Below are 21,673 nucleotides of genomic sequence, written 5' to 3'. Positions count from 1 at the left end.
TGATGTTTGCCAGATACTGCGTGGCTGCGGCCCTGAGCCTGGGCCTGTCACTCGCCTGGGCTGAAGAGCCGGAAGCCTTCGACGACAATGGCACGCCGCTGTACGAGGTGAACTTCGTCGACACCGAGCTGGGCGAGTTCATCGACAGCGTCTCGCGCATCACCGGCACCACCTTCATCGTCGACCCGCGGGTCAAGGGCAAGGTCACCGTGCGCACCGTCGACCGCCACGATGCCGATGCCATCTACGACATCTTCCTCGCCCAGTTGCGCGCGCAGGGCTACGCCGCTGTCGACCTGCCCAACGGCAGCGTGAAGATCGTCCCCGACCAGGCCGCGCGCCTGGAGCCGGTGCCGGTCGAGCCTGCTGGCAAGCAAGGCGAGGGCAGCGACAGTGTGGCCACCCGGGTGTTCAATGTGCGCAATGCCGCCAGCGAGCAGATGCTCGGCATCCTCAAGCCGCTGATCGATCCGCGCGTCGGCGTGATCACGCCGTACCCTGCGGCCAACCTGCTGGTGGTCACCGATTGGCGCAGCAACCTGCAACGTATCGACAGCCTGCTGCGCCAGCTCGACCAGGTCAGTGACGAGCCGCTGCAGGTCATGCCGCTGCGCCATGCCAGCGCTGCCGACACCGCCCAGTTGCTCACCCGCCTGCTGGCCCGCGAGCAGGGCGCCGACAGCACCCAGGTGGTCGCCGACCCGCGCAGCAACGCCTTGCTGGTGCGTGGCAGCACCGACCGGGTGAGAGCGTTGCTCGGCCAGCTCGACCGCCCCAGCGACAACCAGCACAACAGCAACACCCAGGTGATGTACCTGCGCCATGCCAATGCCGCCGAAGTGGTCAAGGTACTGCGCGGCCTCAGCCAGGAAGGCGCGGTGCCCGGCGAAGCGGCTGGCGAAGGGGAAGGCAAGGAGCGCCCGGTGACGGCTGCCGCCAGCGACTCCGGCATCCGCCTGGAGTACGAAGAGGGCACCAACGCCGTGGTCATGGTCGGCCCCGACAGTGAACTGGCGGCCTACCGCTCGATCGTCGAACAGCTGGATATCCGCCGTGCCCAGGTGGTGGTCGAGGCGATCATCGCCGAGGTGTCCGACACGCGAGCCCAGGAGCTGGGCGTGCAGTGGTTGTTCGCCGACGAGAAGTTCGGTGCCGGCATCGTCAATTTCGGCAGCAACGGGGTGAACATCGCCAATATCGCGGGTGCTGCCGCCAGTGGTGACAACGAGGCGCTGGGCGACCTGCTGTCGTCCACCACCGGGGTCACCGCCGGGCTTGGCCATATCGGCGGCGGTTTCAACTTCGCCATGCTGATCAACGCCCTCAAGGGCAAGAGCGGCTTCAACCTGCTGTCGACGCCGACCCTGCTGACCTTGGACAACGCCGAGGCGTCGATCCTGGTCGGCCAGGAGGTGCCTTTCGTGACCGGCTCGGTGACCCAGAACAACGCCAACCCCTACCAGACCATCGAGCGCAAGGAAGTCGGCGTGAAGTTGCGCATCAAGCCGCAGATCAACATCGACAACAGCGTGCGCCTGGACATCGTCCAGGAAGTGTCGTCGATCGCCGACTCCAGCGCCGCCAGCGACGTGATCACCAACAAGCGCGAGATCAAGACCAAGGTCATGGTCGAAGACAATGGCCTGGTCATCCTCGGCGGCCTGATCAGCGACGAGCTCAGCACCAGCGACCAGCGGGTGCCGTTTCTCGGTGACATTCCCGGCCTGGGCCGGTTGTTCCGTTCCGATGCGAGCAAGAACACCAAGCAGAACCTGATGGTGTTCATCCGCCCGCGTATCCTGCGCGATGGCCCAAGCCTGGCGGGCCTCAGCGAAGGCAAGTACCGCACCCTGCAGCAGACCACGCCGCTGCAGTTGCCCGACCTGGCCGAGAGCACTCCGTTGCTGCAGGTGTTCCCCGCCAGCCGTGCGCGTCTCGAAGGCGGTAACTGGTGATGCTGCCGTATCGCCTGGCCCGTCAGGCCGGGCTGGCCATGGCCCCGGCCGAGGAAGGCTGGTGCCTGTGGTTGCGTCGCGACGCCGACAGCGACCAGCTGCAGGAACTGCTGCGCGTGCATGGCCGGCCCCTGGCGCTGGAATACCTTGATCCTGCAGCGTTCGACGAGTGCCTTGGCCAGCTTTATGAAGCGGGCCAGGGCACGACCGAAGCGCTGATCGAAGGCATCGGCGAGCAGGTCGACCTCGACAGCCTGATGAGCGAAATGCCGCGCATCGAGGACCTGCTCGAAAGCGACGACGAAGCCCCGGTGATCCGCTTGATCAACGGCCTGTTCGGCCAAGCCCTGCGGCTACGTGCCTCGGACATCCACATCGAAACCTTCGAGCAGAGCCTGGTGGTGCGCCTGCGCGTCGACGGCCACCTGCGCGAGGTGTTGCGCCCGCCGCGGGCACTGTCGGCGATGCTGGTGTCGCGGATCAAGGTCATGGCTCGGCTGGACATCGCCGAAAAGCGCCAGCCTCAGGATGGCCGCATCACCTTGCGCGCGGCCGGCCGCGAAGTGGACGTGCGGGTGTCGACGCTGCCCGGCATCCACGGCGAACGCGTGGTCATGCGGGTGCTCGACAAGCAGGCCAGCCTGCTGGCGCTAGGCAACCTGGGCATGCCCGCCGCCGTACTGCAGGGCCTGCGCACTTGCCTGGCGCGGCCCAACGGTATCGTCCTGTCCACCGGCCCGACTGGTTCGGGCAAGACCACCACGCTGTATGCCAGCCTCAACAGCCTCAACGACGGCAGCCGCAACATCCTCACCGTCGAAGACCCGGTCGAATACGCCATCGCCGGCATCGGCCAGACCGCCATCAACCCACGTGCCGGGCTGACCTTCGCCAGCGGCTTGCGGGCCATTTTGCGCCAGGACCCGGACGTGATCATGCTCGGTGAAATCCGCGACCGCGAGACTGCGCAGATCGCCGTGCAGGCCAGCCTCACCGGCCACCTGGTGCTGTCGACGCTGCACACCAACAGTGCGGTGGGCGCGGTCACGCGCTTGCGCGACATGGGCATCGAACCGTTTCTGATCGCTTCATGCCTGCGCGGTGTGCTGGCCCAGCGCCTGGTCAGGCGGTTGTGCCAATGCGCCGTCGCGCAGCCCTTGCAGCCAGCCGAGCGCGCCCTTTGGCCGGAGCTGGCAGCGCTGCATGGCAGCTACCACGCGGTCGGTTGCGAGCAGTGCCAGGGCAGCGGATATGTCGGCCGCCTGGGGCTCTACGAATTCATCGAACTGGACGCCGGCCTGGTCGGCCTGCTGTACGACGGCGCCAGCGAACTGGCCATGCAGGGTTACCTGGCCGAGCGCCGGCAGAGCCTGGTGGCGATGGCCAGCGCCTGCCTGGCCCGTGGCGAAACCAGCCTGGCCGAAGTGCTGCGCGCGGTGCAGGGCTGAGCGATGCCGACCTTCCGCTACCAGGCCGTCGACCTCGCCGGCAAGACCCACAAGGCCAGCCTGCAGGCCGACAGCGAACGCCATGCACGCCAGTTGCTGCGCGAGCAGGGGCTGTTCCCGCGCCAACTGCAACGCCATGAGGGCGGTAGCGGCCAACCGCGCCGCCAGCGCCTGAGCCGGGCCCAGTTGTGCGAGCTGACCCGCCAGCTGGCAACCCTCACCGGCGCGGGCATTCCGCTGGTCGATGCCCTGGCCACGCTCGAACGGCAACTGCGCGAGCCTGCCCTGCATGGGGTGCTGGTGGCCCTGCGCGGCTCGCTCGCCGAAGGCCTCGGGCTGGCCCGCAGCCTCGCCCGCCAAGGGGCGCCGTTCACCGGTTTGTACTGCGCACTGGTCGAAGCTGGCGAGCGCTCCGGGCGCCTGGCCCAGGTGCTGACCCGCCTGGCCGATCACCTGGAGCAGGTGCAGCGCCAGCAGCACAAGGCGCGCACCGCGCTGATCTACCCCTGCGTGCTGATGGGCGTGTCGCTGGCGGTGGTGGTCGGCCTGATGACCTTCGTCGTGCCCAAGCTCACCGAACAGTTTGCCCACGCCGGGCAGAGCCTGCCGCTGATTACATCCCTGCTGATCGGCCTGAGCCAGGGCCTGGTACAGGCCGGCCCGTGGTTGCTGGGGCTTACGCTGGCATCTGCCGTGCTGGGCAGTTGGCTGCTGCGCAAGCCGCACTGGTGCCTGCGCCGCGATGAACTGCTGATGCGCCTGCCCCGCATCGGCGCGCTGCTGCAGGTGCTGGAAAGCGCCCGCCTGGCGCGCAGCCTGGCCATCCTTTGCAGCAGCGGCGTGGCCCTGCTCGAAGCCCTGCAGGTGGCCACCGAGACCGTTGCCAACCGGCGCATCCGCCTGGCCATGGAGCAAGTGCGCCAGCAGGTGCAGGGCGGCACCAGCCTGCACCGCGCCCTGGATGCCAGCCAGCAGTTCCCGCCGCTGCTGGTGAACATGGTCGGCAGCGGCGAGGCCAGCGGCACCCTGGCCGACATGCTCGAGCGCGTGGCCGACGACCAGGAGCGCGGCTTCGCCCGCCAGGTGGACACCGCCATGGCGCTTTTCGAACCCCTGATGATTCTGCTGATGGGCGCCGTGGTGCTGTTCATCGTGCTGGCGGTGCTGTTACCGATCATGCAACTCAACCAGGGCCTGCAACTGTGAAATCAAGGAGCACTTCCATGCAGCATCGACGCAACCGCCAGCGCGGCTTCACCCTGATGGAAATCATGGTGGTGATCTTCATCATCGGCTTGCTCATCGCCGTGGTCGCCCCCAGCGTGCTGGGCAACCAGGACAAGGCCATGAAGCAGAAGGTCATGGCCGACCTGGCGACCCTGGAGCAGGCGCTGGACATGTACCGCCTGGACAACCTGCGTTTCCCCAGCAACGAACAGGGCCTGGCCGCGCTGGTGAAAAAGCCGACCCAGGAACCGCTGCCACGCAGCTGGCGCAGCGACGGCTATGTGCGCCGCCTGCCGGAAGACCCATGGGGCACCCCGTACCAGTACCGCATGCCCGGTGAGCATGGGCGGGTCGATGTGTATTCGCTGGGGGCCGACGGCATGCCCGGTGGCGAAGGCCAGGACGCCGACCTGGGCAACTGGGCCTTGTGACCGATGCAGGGTCAGCGCGGCTTCAGCCTGCTCGAACTGCTGGTGGTACTGGCCATCGCCGGGCTCATGACCGGCATGGCGGTGGCCTGGCTCGACAGCGGCAAGGCCAGCGTCGACCAGGCACTGCAGCAGCTGGCCACGCAAACCCGCACCCAGGCTGCACTGGCCCGGCATGCCGGGCAATTGCGTGGGCTGCGCTGGACCGGCCAGCGGCCGGAATTCGTGCGCCGCGAAGGTGACGGCTGGGTGGTCGAGGCCGGCGCCCCGGCTCACTGGCCCAAGGGCCTGCGCCCGGATTGGCCGGCCAGCGCGCAGCCTCGCGTGCTGTTCACCCCGCAGGGCTGGGCCCAACCGGGCTCGGTGCAATGGCGCTGGGCGCACGGTAGTCAGCGTTGGGAGTGGAGCCGAGATGGCCAGTTGCGTGTGGCGATGACGCCATGAAGCGCAAGCAGCGCGGGTTCACCTTGCTGGAAGTGACCGTGGCCCTGGCGATTGCCGCGGTGCTGGCGGTCATCACCAGCCAGGTACTGCGCCAGCGCCTGGCGGTACAGGCCAACGTGCAGCAGCACCGCCTGGGCGTGCTGTGCGCGCGGGAGCTGCAAGCGCGCTTCACCGTCGAGCAATACTGGCCGTCCAGCAATCAGGTGGAGGGTGTGCTCAGCCAAGGCGGTCAGGCCTGCCATTGGCAGCTGCAGCTGCGCCGCACTGGTGTATGCGACCTGCGCCGAGGCGAACTGCAGTTGTATGCCGACCGCGACCAGCGCCTGCCACTTGGGCAATACACCGTATTTCTGGAGCAGCCATGAAGCGGCGCCAGGCAGGTTTGACCCTGATCGAACTGATGGTGGCCATGGCCCTGACCGCGCTGCTCGGGGTGATGCTGGCGGCGCTGGTCAATGGCTGGCTCAAGGTGCGTGAGCGGCTGCAGGTGAACACCCAGGAAACCCGCGTGCTGGAGTTCTGCCTGGCCTTGGAGCGGCGCTTCGACAGCCCGGTGCTGCGCCGCGTGTACGAACAGCGCCTGCCCCTGACCAGCCGCTGGCTCGACTGGCAACCCGACCGCCAGCAATTGCTGTGGGTGGCCGCTGCCGCCGTGCCCGAGGCCGAGGGCGGTTCGCGCCTGCAACGCCAGCGCCTGCGCTTCGACGTGCCTGGCCAACGCCTGCTGCTGGAAAGCTCGGCGGACCTGTACGCCGCCAGCGAGCCGCGCTGGGTGCTGCGTGAGCAACTGCCGCGGGTCAGCGCGATCAATGTGCTTTACCACCAGGCCGGGCGCTGGTTGCCCTGGCCCTCCGACCAACCCGCGCACCCCGGCCGTGGTGTGCGCCTGGAAATGCAGCGTGATGGAGCACCGTATGTTTGCACCTTCGTTCTCCCTTGGGGGCGCTCATGAAGTTTGAATGGCGCCGGACTGCGTCAGCGCGACCGTGGTTGCTGCTGCGCCCGGGCGAAGTCTGGGACTGGCTGCTGGTCGAGGCGGGTGGCGCCCAGCGCCAAGGGCAGGGCGAGCCACCGGCGAACCTGCAGGCACGGGTCGCATTGATTGTCCCCGGCGACTGCTGCAGCCAGTTTCAGCTCGCCGCGCCTCCCGGCCTCAAACGTGACGAGTGGCCGCTGTTGCTGGAAGACCGCCTGCTGCAGCACCTCGACGAGGTGCTGTGTGCCTGCCTGTCACGTCAGGCCGGGCAATTGCGACTGATGGCGGTGGCGCGGCAGTTGCTGGCGCCGTGGCGCGAGCAGTGTGCCGAATGGGGGCTGCAGGTCGAGTGCTGCTGGGCTGAGTTCCAGTTGTTGCCATCCCCCGAACCGGGCAATGCCTGGCAATGGCAGCGCACGCCGGATGTGTCGCTGTGCAAAGGGCGGGGCGAGGACGGCCTCGAACATTGGCTGGCCTGGCCTGCTGCGTTGGGTGAGTTACCGCCGCAACCGTGGTCGGGCCTGCGCACGCACGCAGTGACCGCCACCTGGCCAACCTCGCTGGCGCCGCTCGACAACCTGCCCAGCCTGCTTGACCGACCGCGTCAGGCACGCTCACTGCCCGGCGTGTCGCGGCAGCAGCAACGCCTGATGTTCGCCTGCCTGGTACTGGCCATGGCATGGTCTGGCCTGTGGCTGACCCAGCAATGGCGCCAGGTAGAGACCTGGCGTTCGCAGGTGCTGGCGGTGACCGGCGAACAGGCCAGCCCGCGGCACGCGGCGCAGGCACTCAAGCGTCTGCGGGAAAGCGAACTGCAACAGCAATTGCGCGAGCGTCAGCTCGAAGACCTGCAGGCACGTCTGCAAGCCTGGCTGCATGAGCACCCAGCCTGGCGCCTGCAAGCGGTGCGTTTCGATGGCCAGCGCTGGCACCTGCGCCTGGACGGCGATGGCGCCGCGCCGCCGTGGGCCGAGATGGCCAGTGCAGTCGGTGCAGTCGTAAAGGTACAGGACGGGCAGGTGGTGTTCGACCTGGGAGCGGCATCATGAGCCGGGAATGGATGCAGCGTCACCGGCTGTGGTATGCATGGGGGCTGATTGGCTTGCTGCTGGCCTTCCTGGCCGCGCGCGAAGGCCTGGCGCAATGGCGTGAGCTCAGCCAGTGGCGTGAACTGGCCGTGCAGGCCGCAAGCTTGCAAGGCGGCCCGGGCGTGAGCCTGGAACGCCTGCGCCAGTCTGTTCAGGCGCGGCAAATCGAACTGGCCGATGTCGAGGTGCAAGGCAATAGCTGGCAGCTGCGGGGGCAGGTAGCGGATGAGCGCGCGTTGCAGAACTGGTTGCAGAGCCTGCGTGCGGAAGGGGCGCAGCCGTTGCAATGGGGGCTGGAGCAGGATGCCAAGGGGTTGCGCTTTGAGTTGGTGGTGCAGCCATGAGCCGTCGCGGGCTGCTGTGGTGTGGGTTGGTATTCACGCTGACCCTGCTGGTCGAGTTACCGGCTGCCTGGGTGGTGCGCGGCATTGGCCTGTCGGCACGTGATGTCAGCGGCAGCGTCTGGCAAGGCCAGGCACAGCAACTGGGACCGGTCGGGCCGCTGCGCTGGACGTTGCAGCCATGGCGTATGCAGGCCAACGCTGAGCTCGGCTTCCAGGGCCAGGCCTGGCAGCTGCGCACCGAAGGCTGGCCATGGCGCTGGCGGTTGGACGCTGCGGCTTTGGCGCCTCAGGCGACGGCACCGACGGACTACCGCCTGGCGGGGCAGTGGCAAGGGGGGCTGCGCATGCAGGGTTCGGGGCGCCAGTGTCAAAGCAGCGAGGGGCGGGTGAGCGTGACGGATCTGGCCTTGAGTGAACCGTGGTCGCTAGGGTTGGGGCAGGGCTGGGTAGAGATGGATTGCCGTGCTGGCTGGCGCTTGCGCGGGCAGTTTGTGCAGCAGGGGCAGCATGAGTTGAAGTTGGAGGCCGACCTGCTGGCGCACCAAGCGACAATTTTGCTCGATTTGCAGCCGGACGCCGGACTGACTGCCGTATTGCGGGGTATACAGTGGCTGGGCCCACAGGCGTTGTCTGGGCAAAAAAAGGTTCAGTGGTAGCGATTCTTCCTACAGACGTTTCTGAAATTCACAAGGAGTCAGCTCGAAGGAAATGCCAAGGTCTGTTTCGACAGTCCTTTATCTCTCTGGTGTGTGGCTTTTTGATATTGCGATTAATGGCCTGTAACCCTCGCTGCACAAGGCTTGCGGCTGGTTGACAGTGTCACGATCGAGTCTATTTACTCAGCGCCTTTCACGGATGATCACACGGCAATTGGATTGAGATATTCACCGTGCATTTCATGGAGATGCTGATGTACATGGATCGACGCGACCCGGTCGCAGGCTATCCCGTCTCTGGCGAACAGGAGTAACCCTCATGTTCGAAGCAGCCAGGTTCGGCGACGAAATTTCACATACAGGCGCATTGGGCGGTTTCCTGCTGGGCGCTGCCTTGGGCATCGCGCTGGTGGCGACAGTGGCCATTGCCACATTCACCTGCGGGTTCGGTGTTGGCTTGCTGGCCGGCCTCGCGGCGGGTGTCGGGGGCAGCTTGCTGACCGCTGCCGGCGAGGCGTTAGGCAGTCTGTTCCAGTCCCCCTCAGGGACGATCATGACTGCCTCACCCAACGTCTTCATCAACAGCCGCAAGGCTGCCCGGGTCGAAAAAAGCATCGGTGCCTGCGACAAACACCCGGGGCCAGTGCAGATCGCCGAAGGCTCGACCAACGTTTTCATCAACGGCGTGGCCGCTGCCCGCAAGGGCGACAAGCTGACCTGCGGCGCGACCCTCTCCGGTGGTTCGAACAACGTCTTCATTGGCGGTGGCACTTACCGTTACCTGCCGGTGGACGACGAGATCCCGCAATGGCTGCGCACCACCGTGGATGTGCTGATGGCGATTGCAGGCGCAGCCGCTGGCGTTGCCGGTGTGCTCAAGATGGGAACCCAGGCCGGCATGAAGGCCGCCCTCCCTTGTGCAATGAGGTTCACGGCCGGCTTCGTCGCTGGCGAAGTGGTCTCCCGCTATCTGGTCGAACCGGTGGCCCGCAGGGTGTTGGGCGGCTTGGCGGGCAACCCGGTGGATCTCACCACTGGCCGCAAGCTGATCCCTGATGAAGTCGACTTCAGCTTGCCCGGCCTGATGCCGATCGAGTGGTCGCGATTCTATGCCAGCGACCTGACGGTCGACAGCGTATTAGGCCGTGGCTGGGTGCTGCCATGGGAACAGAGCCTGCGCCGCTCCGGCAGCTTCATCTACCTGAGCGATAACCAAGGCCGTAAGATCCCTTTCGTCACCTTGCAGCCGGGCGAGCGCATCTACAATCCGCACGAGCAGGTGTATCTGGTCTGCACCGACGGTGGTCACTACCTGCTGCAAACCCTCGACAACCTGTTCTTCTATTTCGGCGAAGTGCCCGACACGAACACCGAAGTGCCGCTGCAGCGCATCGAAAACGTCTTCGGGCATTTCCTGCACTTCACTCGCACGCCCGACGGCACCCTGACCGACATCAGCGCTACTGGCGGCACCCGCGTGCACCTGCACTACGACAACCCGCTGGGCCGCCTGACCGACATCAGGCGCGTGGTCGACAACCAGGCCGTCGAAACCCTCACCCAGTACCGCTACGACGAACACGGCCAGCTGAGCGCGGTGATCAACCGCAATGGCGACACCGTGCGCAGCTTCACGTATGCCGATGGCGTCATGACCAAGCACACCAATGCCTTGGGCCTGATGTGCGAATACCGCTGGGAAACCCAGGGCGGCCAACCACGCGTGGTCGAGCACTGGACCAGCGATGGCGAGCACTACCATTTCCGCTACGACCTCGACGCCCGCACCAGCTGGGCCACCGACGTGCTCGGTCGCGAACTGGAAGTGCAGTACAACGCCGACCACCGCGTCATCGCCAGTCGGGACTACGGTGGCGAACGCTATGCCATCGAGCTGGACGAAAACGGCAACATGGTCGGCCTCGACTTGCCGGACAGTAACCGCCTCGTTTTCAAGTACGACGAGTTCAGCCGTCTGCTCGAAGAAACCGACCCGCTGGGGCGCAAGATTCAGTACGAGCATCACCACCTGACAACCTTGGTGACCAAGGTCAGCTACCCGGATGGCAGCATCTGGCGCGCGCGCTACGACGACAAGGGCAGCCTGCTCGCCGAATTCGATGCCCTAGGCCAGATGACCGAGTACCTCAACAGCGACGATGGCCTGCCGCACACCATCATCGATTCGACCTACAAGTCCAAGTACCTGTGGTGGAACGCCCTGGCCCAGGTCGAGCGTTATCAGGACTGCTCGGGCAAGAGCACCTACTACCGCTATGACGAACGTCAGCACCTGGTGGCGGTGACCGATGCGCTGAACCAGACCACCTCACTGGAGCGTAAGCCGGATGGTGAAGTGCTGCGCATCAACCATCCGGATGGCAGCACGGAAACCTTCACCTACAACACCCTTGGCCAGGTGCTTGATTACACCGATGGCAAGGGGCATACCACCCGATTGCTGCGCACCTCCCGTGGTTTGCCGAGCAATCGCCGGGACCCAAAAGGGGGGATGATCCTTTACCAGTACGACAAGGCCCTGCGCCTGACTGAACTGGTCAACGAAAACGGCGGCAACTACCGCTTCGCCTATGACGCTTCGGACCGGCTGAGCGAAGAAGTGCGGGTGGATAACCTGACCCGGCGATTCGGCTACAACGCCGGTGGCCATCTCACCCGGCTGGATGAGATTGGGTATGGCGAAAATGCCGAGCGGCCGGAGCGGCATACGCTGTTCGAGCGTGATGCCATTGGCCGACTGGTTGCCAAGATCAACCGCGATGCGCGCCAGACTTTCGCGTATGACGAAGGCGATCGCCTGCTGAGCATCGAGCGGCAACCGAGTGGCCTCGCCAAGCAACTCGGGGTGACCGAAGAAAAGCTGGAATACACCTACGATGTGCTGGGCCGGCTGACGCAAGAAATCACGCCCGATGGCACGCTGGGCTACGAGTACGATCCGCTCAGCAATCTGACCACGCTGACGCTGCCGGATGGCCGCAAGGTCAATCACCTGTATTACGGCAGCGGGCACCTGCACCAGTTGAATCTGGATGGCCAGGTGATCAGCGACATGGAGCGCGACGACCTGCACCGCGAGGTCTACCGCACCCAAGGCAAGCTCACCAGTTGCTTTGGTTACGACGCCATGGGGCGCAAGGCCTGGCAGTACGCCTCGATGCTGCCCGCCGACAAGCTCTCGCAGATTCACAACACCGGCATCAATACCTCGTTGTTGGTGGAGCATGCCTACAACCCGATTCACCGCCGTTACCAGTACGACCCGGCGGGTGAGCTGGTACGCACGCTCGACAAGCTGCGTGGCGAGGTCAAGTACGAGTATGAAGCCAATGGGCAGTTGCGCAGCCGCGATACCGGCTCGCTGGTGGGCAGCGAAGAGTTTCGCTACGACGCAGCCGCGAATCGCCTGGACTTCAATGCCCGACAGTTTGCCAAGTTCAAGGACAACCGGATCACCCATTGGCGAGATCAGGAGTACCGCTATGACCCCTGGGGCAATCTGGTCGAGAAGTGTTCGGGGCACAGCAAACTGCAACACTTTGCCTATGACTGCGAGAACCGGCTGGTGCGGGCGGAAACGTACGTCAATGGCAGGCTGGAGAGTACGGGGCAGTACCGGTACGACAGCCTTGGGCGGCGGGTGGCTAAACAGGCTGTGATCAATGGTCAGGTCGAGCAGAAGCGCTTCCTGTGGCAAGGTTTGAGGATGCTGCAGGAAGATACTCCAGGGCAGAGCATCTTGTACCTGTATGAACCGGGTAGCTATGCGCCGCTGGCGCGGGTTGATCAGGCAGAAGGTGAAGAACAGAAACTCTACTACTTCCATACGGATCAGCTAGGTACGCCACTGGAGTTGACGGATAGCGATGGCAAGATCGTTTGGCAGGCGACGTATCGTTCGTGGGGGGCAATAGAGCAGCTCGCCGCTAGTGAAGTCGAACAAAACTTGCGATTCCAAGGTCAGTACTTTGATGGTGAAACAGGACTACACTACAACACTTTCCGTTTTTATTGCCCAGACCTTGGCAGGTTTGTCACGCAGGACCCAATTGGACTGCAGGGTGGAAATAATTTATACCAATATGCTTTAAATTCTATAAATTGGGTAGACCCTTTCGGCCTTAGCCCGGAAGATTTGGTGCGATACAAGCCAAGAGGCTCAATTGCTCCCGCGCCTGGTGCACGTAGCACCGCAATCAGTCGGGCATGGGGGCAGGAACGAATACTCGTTGAAAGCGGTGGTGGTTCGAGAAATTGGACTGCAGCAGAAAGGGAGACGATAATGAGTGTTCGAAATAATGCGAAGTTATCTTCCGTAATGTCTGAGGCTGGCTATACGGGGCACCATATAAACAGTGTTGAGGGTAACGGTAAATTAGGTGCGGCTTGGAAGGGTGACCCGAGAAATATAGTATTTTTACAAAATGCAAATCACCCAAGCGGTATCGATGAGCACCTCAATGCCGATCAAGGGCATAGAGGAAATTACAAAAACGCTGGAAAGGGACGCTTAATTGATCGGGTCAAAAGCGCAGGGAAAAGTTCTTGCGGATAAATATTGGAGGATGACATGAGTGATATTGAAAAAGCACTGAAAGCATTACGCTTAGTGCATGATAAATATCAGATTACTGGGCGATTTGTTGCGTCTAAAGATGTAGCGGTCCGCTGGCCGACAGAATTGCCCAGGTCCGCCGAGGTTGATTTTCTCTTCAATGAATACGAACCTGTTGGGGTGAAAATTGAAACAGGGCTTACACCTCTAAAGTTGTTTGATATTGCGTCGTTGCAGAAGGGGCAGTTTGGTTATCGCTGGATCAATGCCGCAAGTGGAGCAGTACTGAGTGATGAATGGCCAGTCCAAGACTTGGTCATTATGGATGATAATGGTGGGGGTAAACCTATCATTGCTGTTACGGATGTCGATCAAACGCCGGTGTACGCGAGCTACGACGTTGTAGCGCCATTTCAGGTCGCTGATTCGTTAGCTGATTTCATACTCGCGCTGTCTAAGATGATAGATGTCGTTTATGGGGAGTTCAATATATTTGATCTTTCTGATGATGATGGTGTTAGTGATGCATTTCTGACTAGACTTCAAGATGAGATCGGTCCAGTTCTAGGCGGTGAGAATACAGATCGGTTCGTTGACTATTTCTATGGTTGAGTTTCTCCTGGAGGAAGTGTATGTGAGTTGGGTGGCGCTCGTGCAGTGCTGAAGGGGTAGGCGCTCTTTAACAAGTTGTATGGGTGGCGGATTAATCTGATTGACCGCCACTGTTTATTACTATTTATAATTCGCTGGTTCTTGTGGGGCGAGTCACTCAGTCATATTAGTGCTTATAGCTAGTTCTACCTTGTTAAGAAGCTCTTGTTTCTTGTGTGGGTGCTCATAAGGAAGTGGTTTTTAGGTTTTGATTGTATAGGATCTGTTTTTAAGAGCCAATATTTTGTTGGCTCTGCTGGGGGTGTTGGTGGGGACAATATTTTCTACGGATTACACTGCCGAGCGCATCGACAACCCCACGAACAGGTGTACCTGGCGTGCACCGAGAGCGGTCACTACCTGCTTTCACTAGCTCCACGTTTACGGCTCCTTCAGGCAGTACTCATACTGTTTTTCAGCAGAAAATTGATTGGGACTTGCCTATTAATACGCGTGACGGGGTGAAAACGAATCTCGACTTGGCCTCTGAAGGTAAAAATCCTTTCGTGCTGAAAATGGTAGCTATTCTCAACTCAATCTGCATCACTCCAAGCAGAATGCTCTTGGATCGTTTTTTGAATTGTCAGTGGATACGCATCAGGCGTATGGTCGGACAAGCGCGCTTCACCCTCATTTGCCAGGGCAGCATCCACATAATCCAGTTGATCGCGATGTGTTTAAACTGGATAGAGAAACCTATTGGAAGTCGAGAGCGCAGGCTGAAAAAAGATATTCGTTCAAGTAAGTTAGGTTGCAGGTGATAGCTATGTTGTCTGATAAAGTTAAAGATTTTTGTCGTCAGAAAGGCTGGTGGTATGATGACGCCAGTCCTGAATACGAAAGTGAGTTGGTTAAGCTGGGCGTTGACTTAAGTTCGGATTGTGCCGAATTTTATTTGCATGCAGAAGATGGTCCAACCTTTTCATCGAGTGGGCACGAGCTTTATCAGTTGGGTTGGTTTTCTAAGAATACCAAGTTTGATCTCGCCTTGCAGCGCACTCATCGTACTCTTGGGTTGAGCGTTGAATATATACCGTTGGATAGTTTCGAGGGTGAGGGTGGATATTTTTATAATCTCAAAACGGGAGAGGTAGTGGAGATTTCTCTTGGCGCTGATTTAGAAGCCTTCAAGGCGGGAGGTTTGCACCCTCAATGGAAGAGTTTCAACGATTTTCTCGAGTTCTATTTCGGGTTGCGCTGAGTTTTCTTCTAGCTGTTCAGTTCAGCCCCTATCGCCAGTCAGTCGGCAATCGGGGCTGGAGTTCAACGCAGCCTGTTCTTGGTCAGCTCGATTTCATTCATCAGTGCCTTGGCCAGGGCGATCAGGTAATCCGCTGCACCTAGGCTCTGTACGAAAAGAGATGTCGCAAACACCGCATGGAACAAGCTAGCGAGACCGTGGCGGCATAGCTTCTCGCGAGCTTGTCGAAGCGTGTCACTATCCGGCGGTTCTCTTTCAGCCAGCCAAACATGCGTTCGATGATGTTGCGCTGTCGATATTTGGGCCGATCAAACAGTCTGGGTAAGCCAGGCTTGGGCTTGCGCTTCATCGAGCGCATCGGAATGACGGGCTGCACTCGATATTGGTCGCAGTAGCGGCGCAGCGCTTCGGCGTCATAGCCCTTGTCGGCAAGCAACCACTTGCAGCGTTTACGTGGGCGGCCACGTTGGCTTGATGGCATGCTGACTTCGTCCAACAGTGGTTGTGCGTAGCTGATGTCACTGGCTTGACCGCCAGAGAGAAGGAAGCGCAACGGTGTCCCGTTGGCATCGCAGAGCATGTGGATTTTGGTTGTCAGGCCACCCCGACTGCGACCTAGAGCGTGATCGGCAGGCTCGTCAGGCCCCCTTTTTTCCCGGCACCAGAAGAGGCTCGGGTTGCGCGTACAGCAGTTGAGTCGATCATCCAGGTTTGCAAATCGATCAAGCCTTGCTCATTAAATCTCAGGTGCAAGCGTTTGAGCATCTGATCGAATGTGCCCTGGTTTCGCCAACCACGGAACCTTATCCCAAGGGCGCAGCATCAGGCGAAAGGGCCAGTGCAGAATAGCTTACACCCGAACCAGAAGGGTGGATTTAAAAAAGTTGCAAAGTACGTCATGTTAAGGTGATTATGAAAACATATAGTATACGAGAGGTTTTAGAGGGTCTGGACAAGATGCCAGATTCTTGGTTCTATCTTCCAAATTCAAATTGGACCTTGGATACAAGGGGGGCATTCTCACTCGATAGTCGTGACTTTCCTCCAGATTCAACTGATTATCTTCCTCCTCAGGTGGCGAGTGAAGGATGGATTGAAACGTTGGACACCCCTATGATACAGGATGTGATTGAGTATACGAATCAGCAATTGCCAAAGGCTACAGTTGAAGACCATTTTGAGGCGTTCAAGTATTATTTTGAGAATGATGCTTTCCTAGAGTTCTAGGATAAAGCTTTAATTTTGATGTGCGCTCTCTGATTGTTGAGGTGCGGCAGTGGCGCACCTCTTTTTTCGACTGTTAGTAGGGGGTAAGTTTGTACAGGCTTTTGAAATCAGACGCGCCTATCACTGAATCAGATTTCTCTGCGCTTGAGACTGCTGTCGGGTATCAGTTTCCGGGCGACTTCAAGGCGCTCTATCTCAACTTCAATGGCGGCTCCCCAAACCTGGCTGCCTGGGCTGAGGATGAGAATTACGAACCCATCATCATCCGCCGGTTCAAGAGCATCGCGTCTGTGGGAGCGACCGACAGTAGCGAAACCCGGTACATCGGAGGTTGCTACCAGCGGATGGTTCAGAGGGATGTAATCCCCCCGCATCTGGTGCCCTTTGCCAATTGCGTGGCAAACAATTTCATCTGCCTCGATAAGCACTCGGGAAGGGTTATCTACTTTGCGGTCGATGTCTTTCAACCCGATATCGCAATGTGCCTCAATCACGTCAATGCGCAAAAATCTCTGTCGGTTTCGTTCGAAGCATTCATTTCATCGCTCGTGGATGAAGACGAGGTCGATTTTTTCTAGCTTTTCAGTACAGCCCCTATGACCGGTCATCCGGCAACAGGGGCTGGAGGTCAACGCAGCCTGTTCTTGGTCAGCTCGATTTCATTCATCAGCGCCTTGGCCAGGGCGATCAGGTAATCCGCTGCTCCCAGCAGCTTATGGTCATCTTCCATGTCGCCTTCGCGCACCAGGTGCTTGATGTAGCTCAGCAGAATCGAGACTTGCTCGTACGCGTCCTCGATCGGGACACCGGGTTGCACGCGTAGCAGGTTGATCGGTGGATTCCCGACGTCGAGGAAGGTTTCCGCGCCAATGGTGGTGATGACGTTGGATTCGTCTGCCATGCGTCACTTCTGCGCCAACCCCCTTATTCCGCCTTACCCTGCACACTGGAAACCCACTGCTCATTCCGATTGTGCCCACTGGTCCTCAACAACCCCAGGTCCAGCGCATTCTCGCCATCCGCCGCGCCTTTGCCCTTGGCCATTTCGGCAATCGCCGTACCCAGGTCCACCGGCGAATTGGACGCATCCACCGAAACATCCCGACGGTAATCATTGCCACTCAGGGTTTCCCGGCTCACCGAGCTGGCATTGAGCGCGACCTCGCCCTTCGCCGACTGCAGGCGGGCGCCAACCAGCTGTGCCTCACCCCCCACCTTCAGCGCCACACCGTCACTGCCCTTGAGCACCGCCTGCTGGCCCACGCTGTCGCGCTGTACATGCGACACCTCGAGGCTGAAGGTCGGCGAGAAACCTGGGTCGGCCTTGCTCAGGGCCGAGCCGGCTTTTTCCTGGACCTTGCCACCCAGCGGCCCGGCCAGCGAGGTGGCGGCGTTCACGTAGCCCTGCGGGTTCTTCTCCTGGCTCAGCCGTGCATCACCCTTCACCGTCAGGGTGTCGACGTTGTCCTTGCGGCTGGCGATGCGCAGGTCGCCGTCGACCATACCGGTAATGCGCCCGGCTTCCAGGCTGGCACCTTCGATGCGGGTATCACCGCGGCTTTGCAGGTCGATGTGCTCTGCACGCAGGTTGCTGGCGTTCCAGGTCTGGTTGTCGCGCTTGTCCAGCTCGACCTTGGCGCGGCCATGCAAGCCGCGGGTGTCGGTGGCGCCGGCGGCCAGGTTGAAACCGGCACCGGCGGTGATGTCGAGGTTGTTGCGCTGTTCCTGGTTGGATGAGGCCTCGATCAGCATGCCGCCATTGGATGCGTTGAGTTCGATCTGCTCGGCGGATGCCTGCAGGCCCTCCAGGTGCAGGGCAATGTCTTCGCGAGCAGCGCTGGTGAGGGTCAGCTTGTCGGCACTGGCGAACCGGGCATCGACGGCTTGACGGGCATCTTCATCCTGCTTGCCATGGGTGAAGTGGCCGCCGATGCCGCCGCCTTTGGTCTCACCCATCTTGGCTGCCAGCTCCAACCCTCCGCCGAGTTTGCCGCCGCTGGCTTGCTGGGTGTCGTTGCCTGCCTTGACCTGCAGGCGGCCGTCGCTGTGCAGGCGAATATCGCCCACCTGGGCTTCGCGACTGCCGATGCGGGTGCCCTCCAGCAGCAGATCACCCACGCTGCTCAGGCGTACTTCACCCTTGGCGTCGATCTGTGCCACCTGGGCCTTGGTGTGCAAGGCCTGCTGCTGTGCGTGGTCGAGATAGCCACGGCCGTCGATGCCTGTGCTGCCAGGGCGGTTGCCGACCTTGGCCCAGGCGTTGCCGTCAAGTTCGCGGGTCAACTGCTCGGCGCGGTCGTTGGCCTGGGGCAGTGACAGCGTGCCGGCACTGTGGATGGCCACGTCGCCATCGCCGCCATCCATGCGGGTACCTTCATACTGGCCATCGCTGCCCAGCTGGACCTGGATGCCCTGCTGTCCATACAGGCTGCCGGGCACTGCGGTGCTGGCCGAGGTTTGCTTGCCCAGCGACCCACCCTTGCCGGCGGCGCGCACGTTCACGTCACTCCCGGAACTGGTGTCGACGCGCAGGTCACCGCCATAGGCCAGGCGCTGCACGCTACCCTGCTCGGTGTTCTCGGCGGCGCGCATGATGTGCGCTTGCGCCTCGATCTGCAGTTGGCCGGCGTTGGCCCGCCAGGCGGTACCCTGGTCGTCGATCTTGTCGGCCTTGACCTCGACCTTCGCGCCCGTCAGCTCGCTCACCTGGGCGATACCACGGCGCTGGTTTTCCAGGCGCTTGAGCTGCTCCACGGTCATGTCGGCACCGACGCTGGGTGCCGCCATGGCGTCCTCGGGCGATGCCTGCTGGAAGCGCGCGGCTTCTTCGCCCAGCACCAGCCGTTCGATCGGCCGGGTCAGGTCGCGGTACTCGACACTGGCGCCGAGGCTGCCGGACCACGCGTTGCGGCGTTCTTCCCGTTCATGGGTATCCAGAACGGCACGGTTGTCGATGCGCTTGGCGGTGACCTTTAGGGTATCGCCGGCAGTGACGCGTGCGGCTTCGGTCACCAGTGCGTCAGCATCGAGCTTCAGGTTGCCACTGGCCTGCAGTTCGCTGCGTTGGGCCTTGCTGTCGCGCTCGGTCACCACGGTGCTGTCGTGATGGCCTTCGAACAGGCTGCCCAGGCGGTCGATGCCGCCGGTGACGGTCAAGCCGCCACCGCCATGGCTTTCACCCGTGGTGACTTCAAGCTCATTGCGGGTGGCGCCCAGTGTCACTTGCCTGGCCTTCACATCGAGGTCGCCCGCACTAGCCTGGACCTTGGAACCGTTGACTTGCAGGTGCTCCTCGCTGCTCAGGCCAACCGTTGCCCCCTTCAGCTCGCTGGCGACCTGGGTGGTGTTGCGCACCTTTTCACTGCCGGTGACCACCTCGTAGGCCACGCCCGCCGCATACTGGCGCGACTCCGGCTTGCCGTCTTCGGCGTCCTGGGTTTGCCGTGCACTGGCAGTCAAGCCACGTTGCTGATGGCGGGTTTCGCTTTCGTTGACGGCTTGCGCGCTGCCGATCAGCACGTCGCCCTTGGCCTCGACCTGCAGGTGCGCGCCGGCCTCGACCTTGGCGCCCTGGATGCGTAGCTCTTCGGCACTGGCCAGGCGCAGGTTGCTGGACGAACTGACATCGCTGACCAGCACCTGCTGTTGCCGCGTGGTGTTCTCGTGGTCGCTGCCGATCAAGCCGAACAGCTTGCTGTCGCTCTGGCGCTCGGTGATGCGGGTACTGCCATGGTCCGCTTCGATCGCCAGCGCGCCTTTTTCGCTGTACAGCACGGCGTCTTTGTTACCGTGCACGGTGCTGCCCTTGATGCTGACCTGGTCGGCGCGGATATTCAGCTCGCCATCAGCGGTGGCGCTGCTGCCGGCAACGCTCTGGCCCTCGGTGTCGTTGCCCTTGCGGCCGCCGAAGAAAGTCCCGGATACCAGGTCGCCTCGGTAGTTGCCGTCGTTGCTGCGTTGTTGCAGCGCGGTTGTGCCGACCTCGACCTGTGTGGCGTTGATGTCCATGTCGCCGCGGCTATGCAGGGTGCTGCCCTCGACCTTGAGTGCGTCTTTGGCGTTGACCGTCATGCGTTGGGCGCTCAGTGTGCTGGGGCGTGCGGTTTCTGTGTAGGTGTCGGTATCGCGGTCGCCGCGCCAGAGGTCCTTGCGGTGGCGCACCTGCGCTTTGAGTTGCTGGCTATCGATGCCGGCGGTGATGTCCAGGTTGGCGCCGCTGTCGAGGGTCATGTCAGTGCCTGCGTTCACCTCGGCTGCGACCAGGCGCATGTCGGCGCCGGATTGCAACGTGATGCTGTCGCTGCCCTGCAACTGCACACCCCGTTGCTGGCGCTCGGTGGTGCTGCTGTCGCGGCTGTACGTTTCACGGGTGATGAACAGGAACTTGTTGTTCCAGCTTTCGCGGTCGTGGCTGATGTTTTCGCGGGCCTTGGCGTCCAGGGTGAGTTTCTTGCCGGCCCTGACCTCGATGCGCTCGGCTTTGCCGTCGGTGGCGCTCACTGTCAGGTCATCGGCCGCAGTGAGCAGCAGGTCGCCGTGTTCACTGTGCAGTTCGGCGGGGTTGTCGGCGTCGCCACTGACCACCAATGAGCCCGCCGAGTGAATGGCGATGCCGTTGTCGGCCTTTACGTTCGACCCCATGCGCACGCCCGCACCTTCGGCCGTACTGACCACGCGAATGCGCCCGGCGCGCATGGCGCCGAACAGGTTGGCATCGATGCTCGACGGGGTCGCCGGCAGGTGCTCGAGGATCTGGCCATCGGCATGAGCGATGCGATTGCGGCCGACGGTCACGTTGAGGTCACCCTTGGCCATGAGCAAGCCTTGCTGGTCCACCTTGGGCGCGATCAGATCAAGCGCGCCCTCGGCATTGCTCTGGCCGCCCTGGAGCACCTGCAAGGTGCCGTTGGCGTTCAGCGTGTTGAAATTTCGCAATTGTTCATCCTGCAATTCGGGCGTGCCGACCACGAAACCGGCGCGGGTGGTGTTGATGAAACTGCCGCCATTGAGGGTGATGCCGTTGGGGTTGGCCAGGATGTAGTCGGCGGGGCGGCCGAAGATTTCCTGCGGGCCTTCGATCAGCGAGGCATTGCGGCTGACCACCTCGTTGAGAATGGTCGACGCTGCCTGGCCCTGGAACTGCGGGTTGGCGGCCAGGGCTCCGGCCAGTTGCGACTGGCCGTCCTGCACGGCGTTGTTCAATACCACACCAGGGCGGGCGACGTTGTAGTCGAGAAACTGGTTATGCGACAGGCCACTGGCGTTGGGTGGGACGATGTCGATCACCGGTACGCCATGCGCGTTGTTGATGATGGGCGTGCCTGCCGGGCCGCTGGCGGCCTCCAGCCCACCCTGCGCGAAAGCGCTGGTGGGGCCGAGCAGGGCAAGGAAGATGGCCCAGCGCAAGGAATCCGGGCGGGTACAGGGTAACGGCGAGAGTGTCTGCATGTTC

The 21,673-nt window shown here is 61.8% G+C and carries 17 protein-coding genes and 1 pseudogene; 15 read left to right on the top strand and 3 right to left on the bottom strand.

Annotated features, from left to right (window positions below; genetic code table 11):
* Nucleotides 1–2 precede the first annotated feature (2 nt).
* The 14 genes from gspD (at nucleotide 3) to CAF78_RS18375 (ending at nucleotide 14,994) form a co-directional block, all read left to right on the top strand.
* Nucleotides 3–1,955, top strand: a complete 1,953-nt coding sequence (gene gspD, locus CAF78_RS18440) for a type II secretion system secretin GspD (RefSeq protein ID WP_139831351.1) — start codon at nucleotides 3–5, stop codon at nucleotides 1,953–1,955.
* Nucleotides 1,955–3,403 (top strand): GspE/PulE family protein, encoded by a 1,449-nt coding sequence (locus CAF78_RS18435; RefSeq protein WP_085673435.1) that lies wholly within the window; start codon nucleotides 1,955–1,957, stop codon nucleotides 3,401–3,403. Before gspD ends, CAF78_RS18435 begins: the two co-directional genes overlap by 1 nt.
* A 3-nt stretch (nucleotides 3,404–3,406) precedes the next feature.
* Nucleotides 3,407–4,609 carry a type II secretion system inner membrane protein GspF gene (gene gspF, locus CAF78_RS18430; RefSeq protein ID WP_085673433.1) on the top strand — a complete coding sequence of 401 codons (1,203 nt, stop codon included), beginning with the start codon at nucleotides 3,407–3,409 and terminating at the stop codon, nucleotides 4,607–4,609.
* Nucleotides 4,610–4,626: 17 nt separating this feature from the next.
* Complete coding sequence (gene gspG, locus CAF78_RS18425; RefSeq protein WP_085673431.1) at nucleotides 4,627–5,061, top strand: type II secretion system major pseudopilin GspG; 435 nt, start codon at nucleotides 4,627–4,629, stop codon at nucleotides 5,059–5,061.
* A gap of 3 nt (nucleotides 5,062–5,064) precedes the next feature.
* Nucleotides 5,065–5,502 carry a type II secretion system minor pseudopilin GspH gene (gene gspH / locus CAF78_RS18420; protein WP_085673429.1) on the top strand — a complete coding sequence of 146 codons (438 nt, stop codon included), beginning with the start codon at nucleotides 5,065–5,067 and terminating at the stop codon, nucleotides 5,500–5,502.
* Nucleotides 5,499–5,867, top strand: a complete 369-nt coding sequence (locus CAF78_RS18415) for a type II secretion system protein GspI (protein ID WP_085673427.1) — start codon at nucleotides 5,499–5,501, stop codon at nucleotides 5,865–5,867. Before gspH ends, CAF78_RS18415 begins: the two co-directional genes overlap by 4 nt.
* The gene (locus CAF78_RS18410) at nucleotides 5,864–6,454 is read left to right on the top strand and encodes a type II secretion system protein J (protein WP_085673425.1); all 591 of its coding nucleotides are present in this window, start codon (nucleotides 5,864–5,866) and stop codon (nucleotides 6,452–6,454) included. The genes CAF78_RS18415 and CAF78_RS18410 overlap by 4 nt, the downstream gene beginning before the upstream one ends.
* On the top strand, nucleotides 6,451–7,527 hold the full coding sequence (locus CAF78_RS18405; RefSeq protein WP_085674103.1) for a GspL/Epsl periplasmic domain-containing protein: 1,077 nt from the start codon (nucleotides 6,451–6,453) through the stop codon (nucleotides 7,525–7,527). Before CAF78_RS18410 ends, CAF78_RS18405 begins: the two co-directional genes overlap by 4 nt.
* On the top strand, nucleotides 7,524–7,910 hold the full coding sequence (gene gspM, locus CAF78_RS18400; protein WP_085673423.1) for a type II secretion system protein GspM: 387 nt from the start codon (nucleotides 7,524–7,526) through the stop codon (nucleotides 7,908–7,910). Before CAF78_RS18405 ends, gspM begins: the two co-directional genes overlap by 4 nt.
* Nucleotides 7,907–8,566: a type II secretion system protein N gene (gspN, locus tag CAF78_RS18395; protein WP_085673421.1), complete on the top strand. Its 660-nt coding sequence runs from the start codon at nucleotides 7,907–7,909 to the stop codon at nucleotides 8,564–8,566. The genes gspM and gspN overlap by 4 nt, the downstream gene beginning before the upstream one ends.
* A gap of 319 nt (nucleotides 8,567–8,885) precedes the next feature.
* Nucleotides 8,886–13,142: an RHS repeat-associated core domain-containing protein gene (locus CAF78_RS18390; RefSeq protein WP_085673419.1), complete on the top strand. Its 4,257-nt coding sequence runs from the start codon at nucleotides 8,886–8,888 to the stop codon at nucleotides 13,140–13,142.
* A 15-nt stretch (nucleotides 13,143–13,157) separates the two neighbouring features.
* Entirely contained in the window at nucleotides 13,158–13,754 is a 597-nt protein-coding gene (locus CAF78_RS18385) for a hypothetical protein (protein WP_085673417.1), read from the top strand.
* Between the two features lie 577 nt (nucleotides 13,755–14,331).
* Entirely contained in the window at nucleotides 14,332–14,538 is a 207-nt protein-coding gene (locus CAF78_RS29095; protein WP_085673415.1) for an HNH/ENDO VII family nuclease, read from the top strand.
* Between the two features lie 21 nt (nucleotides 14,539–14,559).
* Nucleotides 14,560–14,994, top strand: a complete 435-nt coding sequence (locus CAF78_RS18375; RefSeq protein WP_085673413.1) for a hypothetical protein — start codon at nucleotides 14,560–14,562, stop codon at nucleotides 14,992–14,994.
* Between the two features lie 139 nt (nucleotides 14,995–15,133).
* Here the strand turns inward: CAF78_RS18375 and CAF78_RS18370 are convergent.
* A pseudogene (locus CAF78_RS18370) lies at nucleotides 15,134–15,798 on the bottom strand (IS5 family transposase); the annotation flags it as partial.
* 512 nt (nucleotides 15,799–16,310) lie between these two features.
* On the opposite strand from CAF78_RS18370, the gene CAF78_RS18360 reads away from it, so the two are divergent.
* Complete coding sequence (locus CAF78_RS18360; RefSeq protein ID WP_256573850.1) at nucleotides 16,311–16,799, top strand: SMI1/KNR4 family protein; 489 nt, start codon at nucleotides 16,311–16,313, stop codon at nucleotides 16,797–16,799.
* Between the two features lie 50 nt (nucleotides 16,800–16,849).
* Here the strand turns inward: CAF78_RS18360 and CAF78_RS18355 are convergent, their stop codons facing one another.
* Together CAF78_RS18355 and CAF78_RS18350 are read right to left on the bottom strand one after the other, a co-directional pair.
* Nucleotides 16,850–17,122: a DUF3077 domain-containing protein gene (locus tag CAF78_RS18355; RefSeq protein ID WP_085673409.1), complete on the bottom strand. Its 273-nt coding sequence runs from the start codon at nucleotides 17,120–17,122 to the stop codon at nucleotides 16,850–16,852.
* Nucleotides 17,123–17,145: 23 nt separating this feature from the next.
* Nucleotides 17,146–21,669 (bottom strand): hemagglutinin repeat-containing protein, encoded by a 4,524-nt coding sequence (locus CAF78_RS18350; protein WP_085673407.1) that lies wholly within the window; start codon nucleotides 21,667–21,669, stop codon nucleotides 17,146–17,148.
* Nucleotides 21,670–21,673 lie beyond the last annotated feature (4 nt).

The sequence above is a fragment of the Pseudomonas sp. R28(2017) genome (assembly GCF_002112505.1).
Taxonomy (GTDB): domain Bacteria; phylum Pseudomonadota; class Gammaproteobacteria; order Pseudomonadales; family Pseudomonadaceae; genus Aquipseudomonas.
This window is presented reverse-complemented; position numbering and strand designations above follow the sequence as displayed.

Bases quoted from the DNA above. Each gene is read 5' to 3' on its own strand.
- CAF78_RS18390 (WP_085673419.1), top strand. From the start codon at position 8,886: ATGTTCGAAGCAGCCAGGTTCGGCGACGAAATTTCACATACAGGCGCA.
- CAF78_RS18350 (WP_085673407.1), bottom strand. From the start codon at position 21,669: ATGCAGACACTCTCGCCGTTACCCTGTACCCGCCCGGATTCCTTGCGC.
- gspH (WP_085673429.1), top strand. From the start codon at position 5,065: ATGCAGGGTCAGCGCGGCTTCAGCCTGCTCGAACTGCTGGTGGTACTG.
- gspF (WP_085673433.1), top strand. From the start codon at position 3,407: ATGCCGACCTTCCGCTACCAGGCCGTCGACCTCGCCGGCAAGACCCAC.
- CAF78_RS18385 (WP_085673417.1), top strand. From the start codon at position 13,158: ATGAGTGATATTGAAAAAGCACTGAAAGCATTACGCTTAGTGCATGAT.
- CAF78_RS18415 (WP_085673427.1), top strand. From the start codon at position 5,499: ATGAAGCGCAAGCAGCGCGGGTTCACCTTGCTGGAAGTGACCGTGGCC.
- CAF78_RS18405 (WP_085674103.1), top strand. From the start codon at position 6,451: ATGAAGTTTGAATGGCGCCGGACTGCGTCAGCGCGACCGTGGTTGCTG.
- CAF78_RS18435 (WP_085673435.1), top strand. From the start codon at position 1,955: ATGCTGCCGTATCGCCTGGCCCGTCAGGCCGGGCTGGCCATGGCCCCG.
- CAF78_RS18410 (WP_085673425.1), top strand. From the start codon at position 5,864: ATGAAGCGGCGCCAGGCAGGTTTGACCCTGATCGAACTGATGGTGGCC.
- gspN (WP_085673421.1), top strand. From the start codon at position 7,907: ATGAGCCGTCGCGGGCTGCTGTGGTGTGGGTTGGTATTCACGCTGACC.
- gspD (WP_139831351.1), top strand. From the start codon at position 3: ATGTTTGCCAGATACTGCGTGGCTGCGGCCCTGAGCCTGGGCCTGTCA.
- CAF78_RS18355 (WP_085673409.1), bottom strand. From the start codon at position 17,122: ATGGCAGACGAATCCAACGTCATCACCACCATTGGCGCGGAAACCTTC.
- CAF78_RS18375 (WP_085673413.1), top strand. From the start codon at position 14,560: ATGTTGTCTGATAAAGTTAAAGATTTTTGTCGTCAGAAAGGCTGGTGG.
- gspM (WP_085673423.1), top strand. From the start codon at position 7,524: ATGAGCCGGGAATGGATGCAGCGTCACCGGCTGTGGTATGCATGGGGG.
- gspG (WP_085673431.1), top strand. From the start codon at position 4,627: ATGCAGCATCGACGCAACCGCCAGCGCGGCTTCACCCTGATGGAAATC.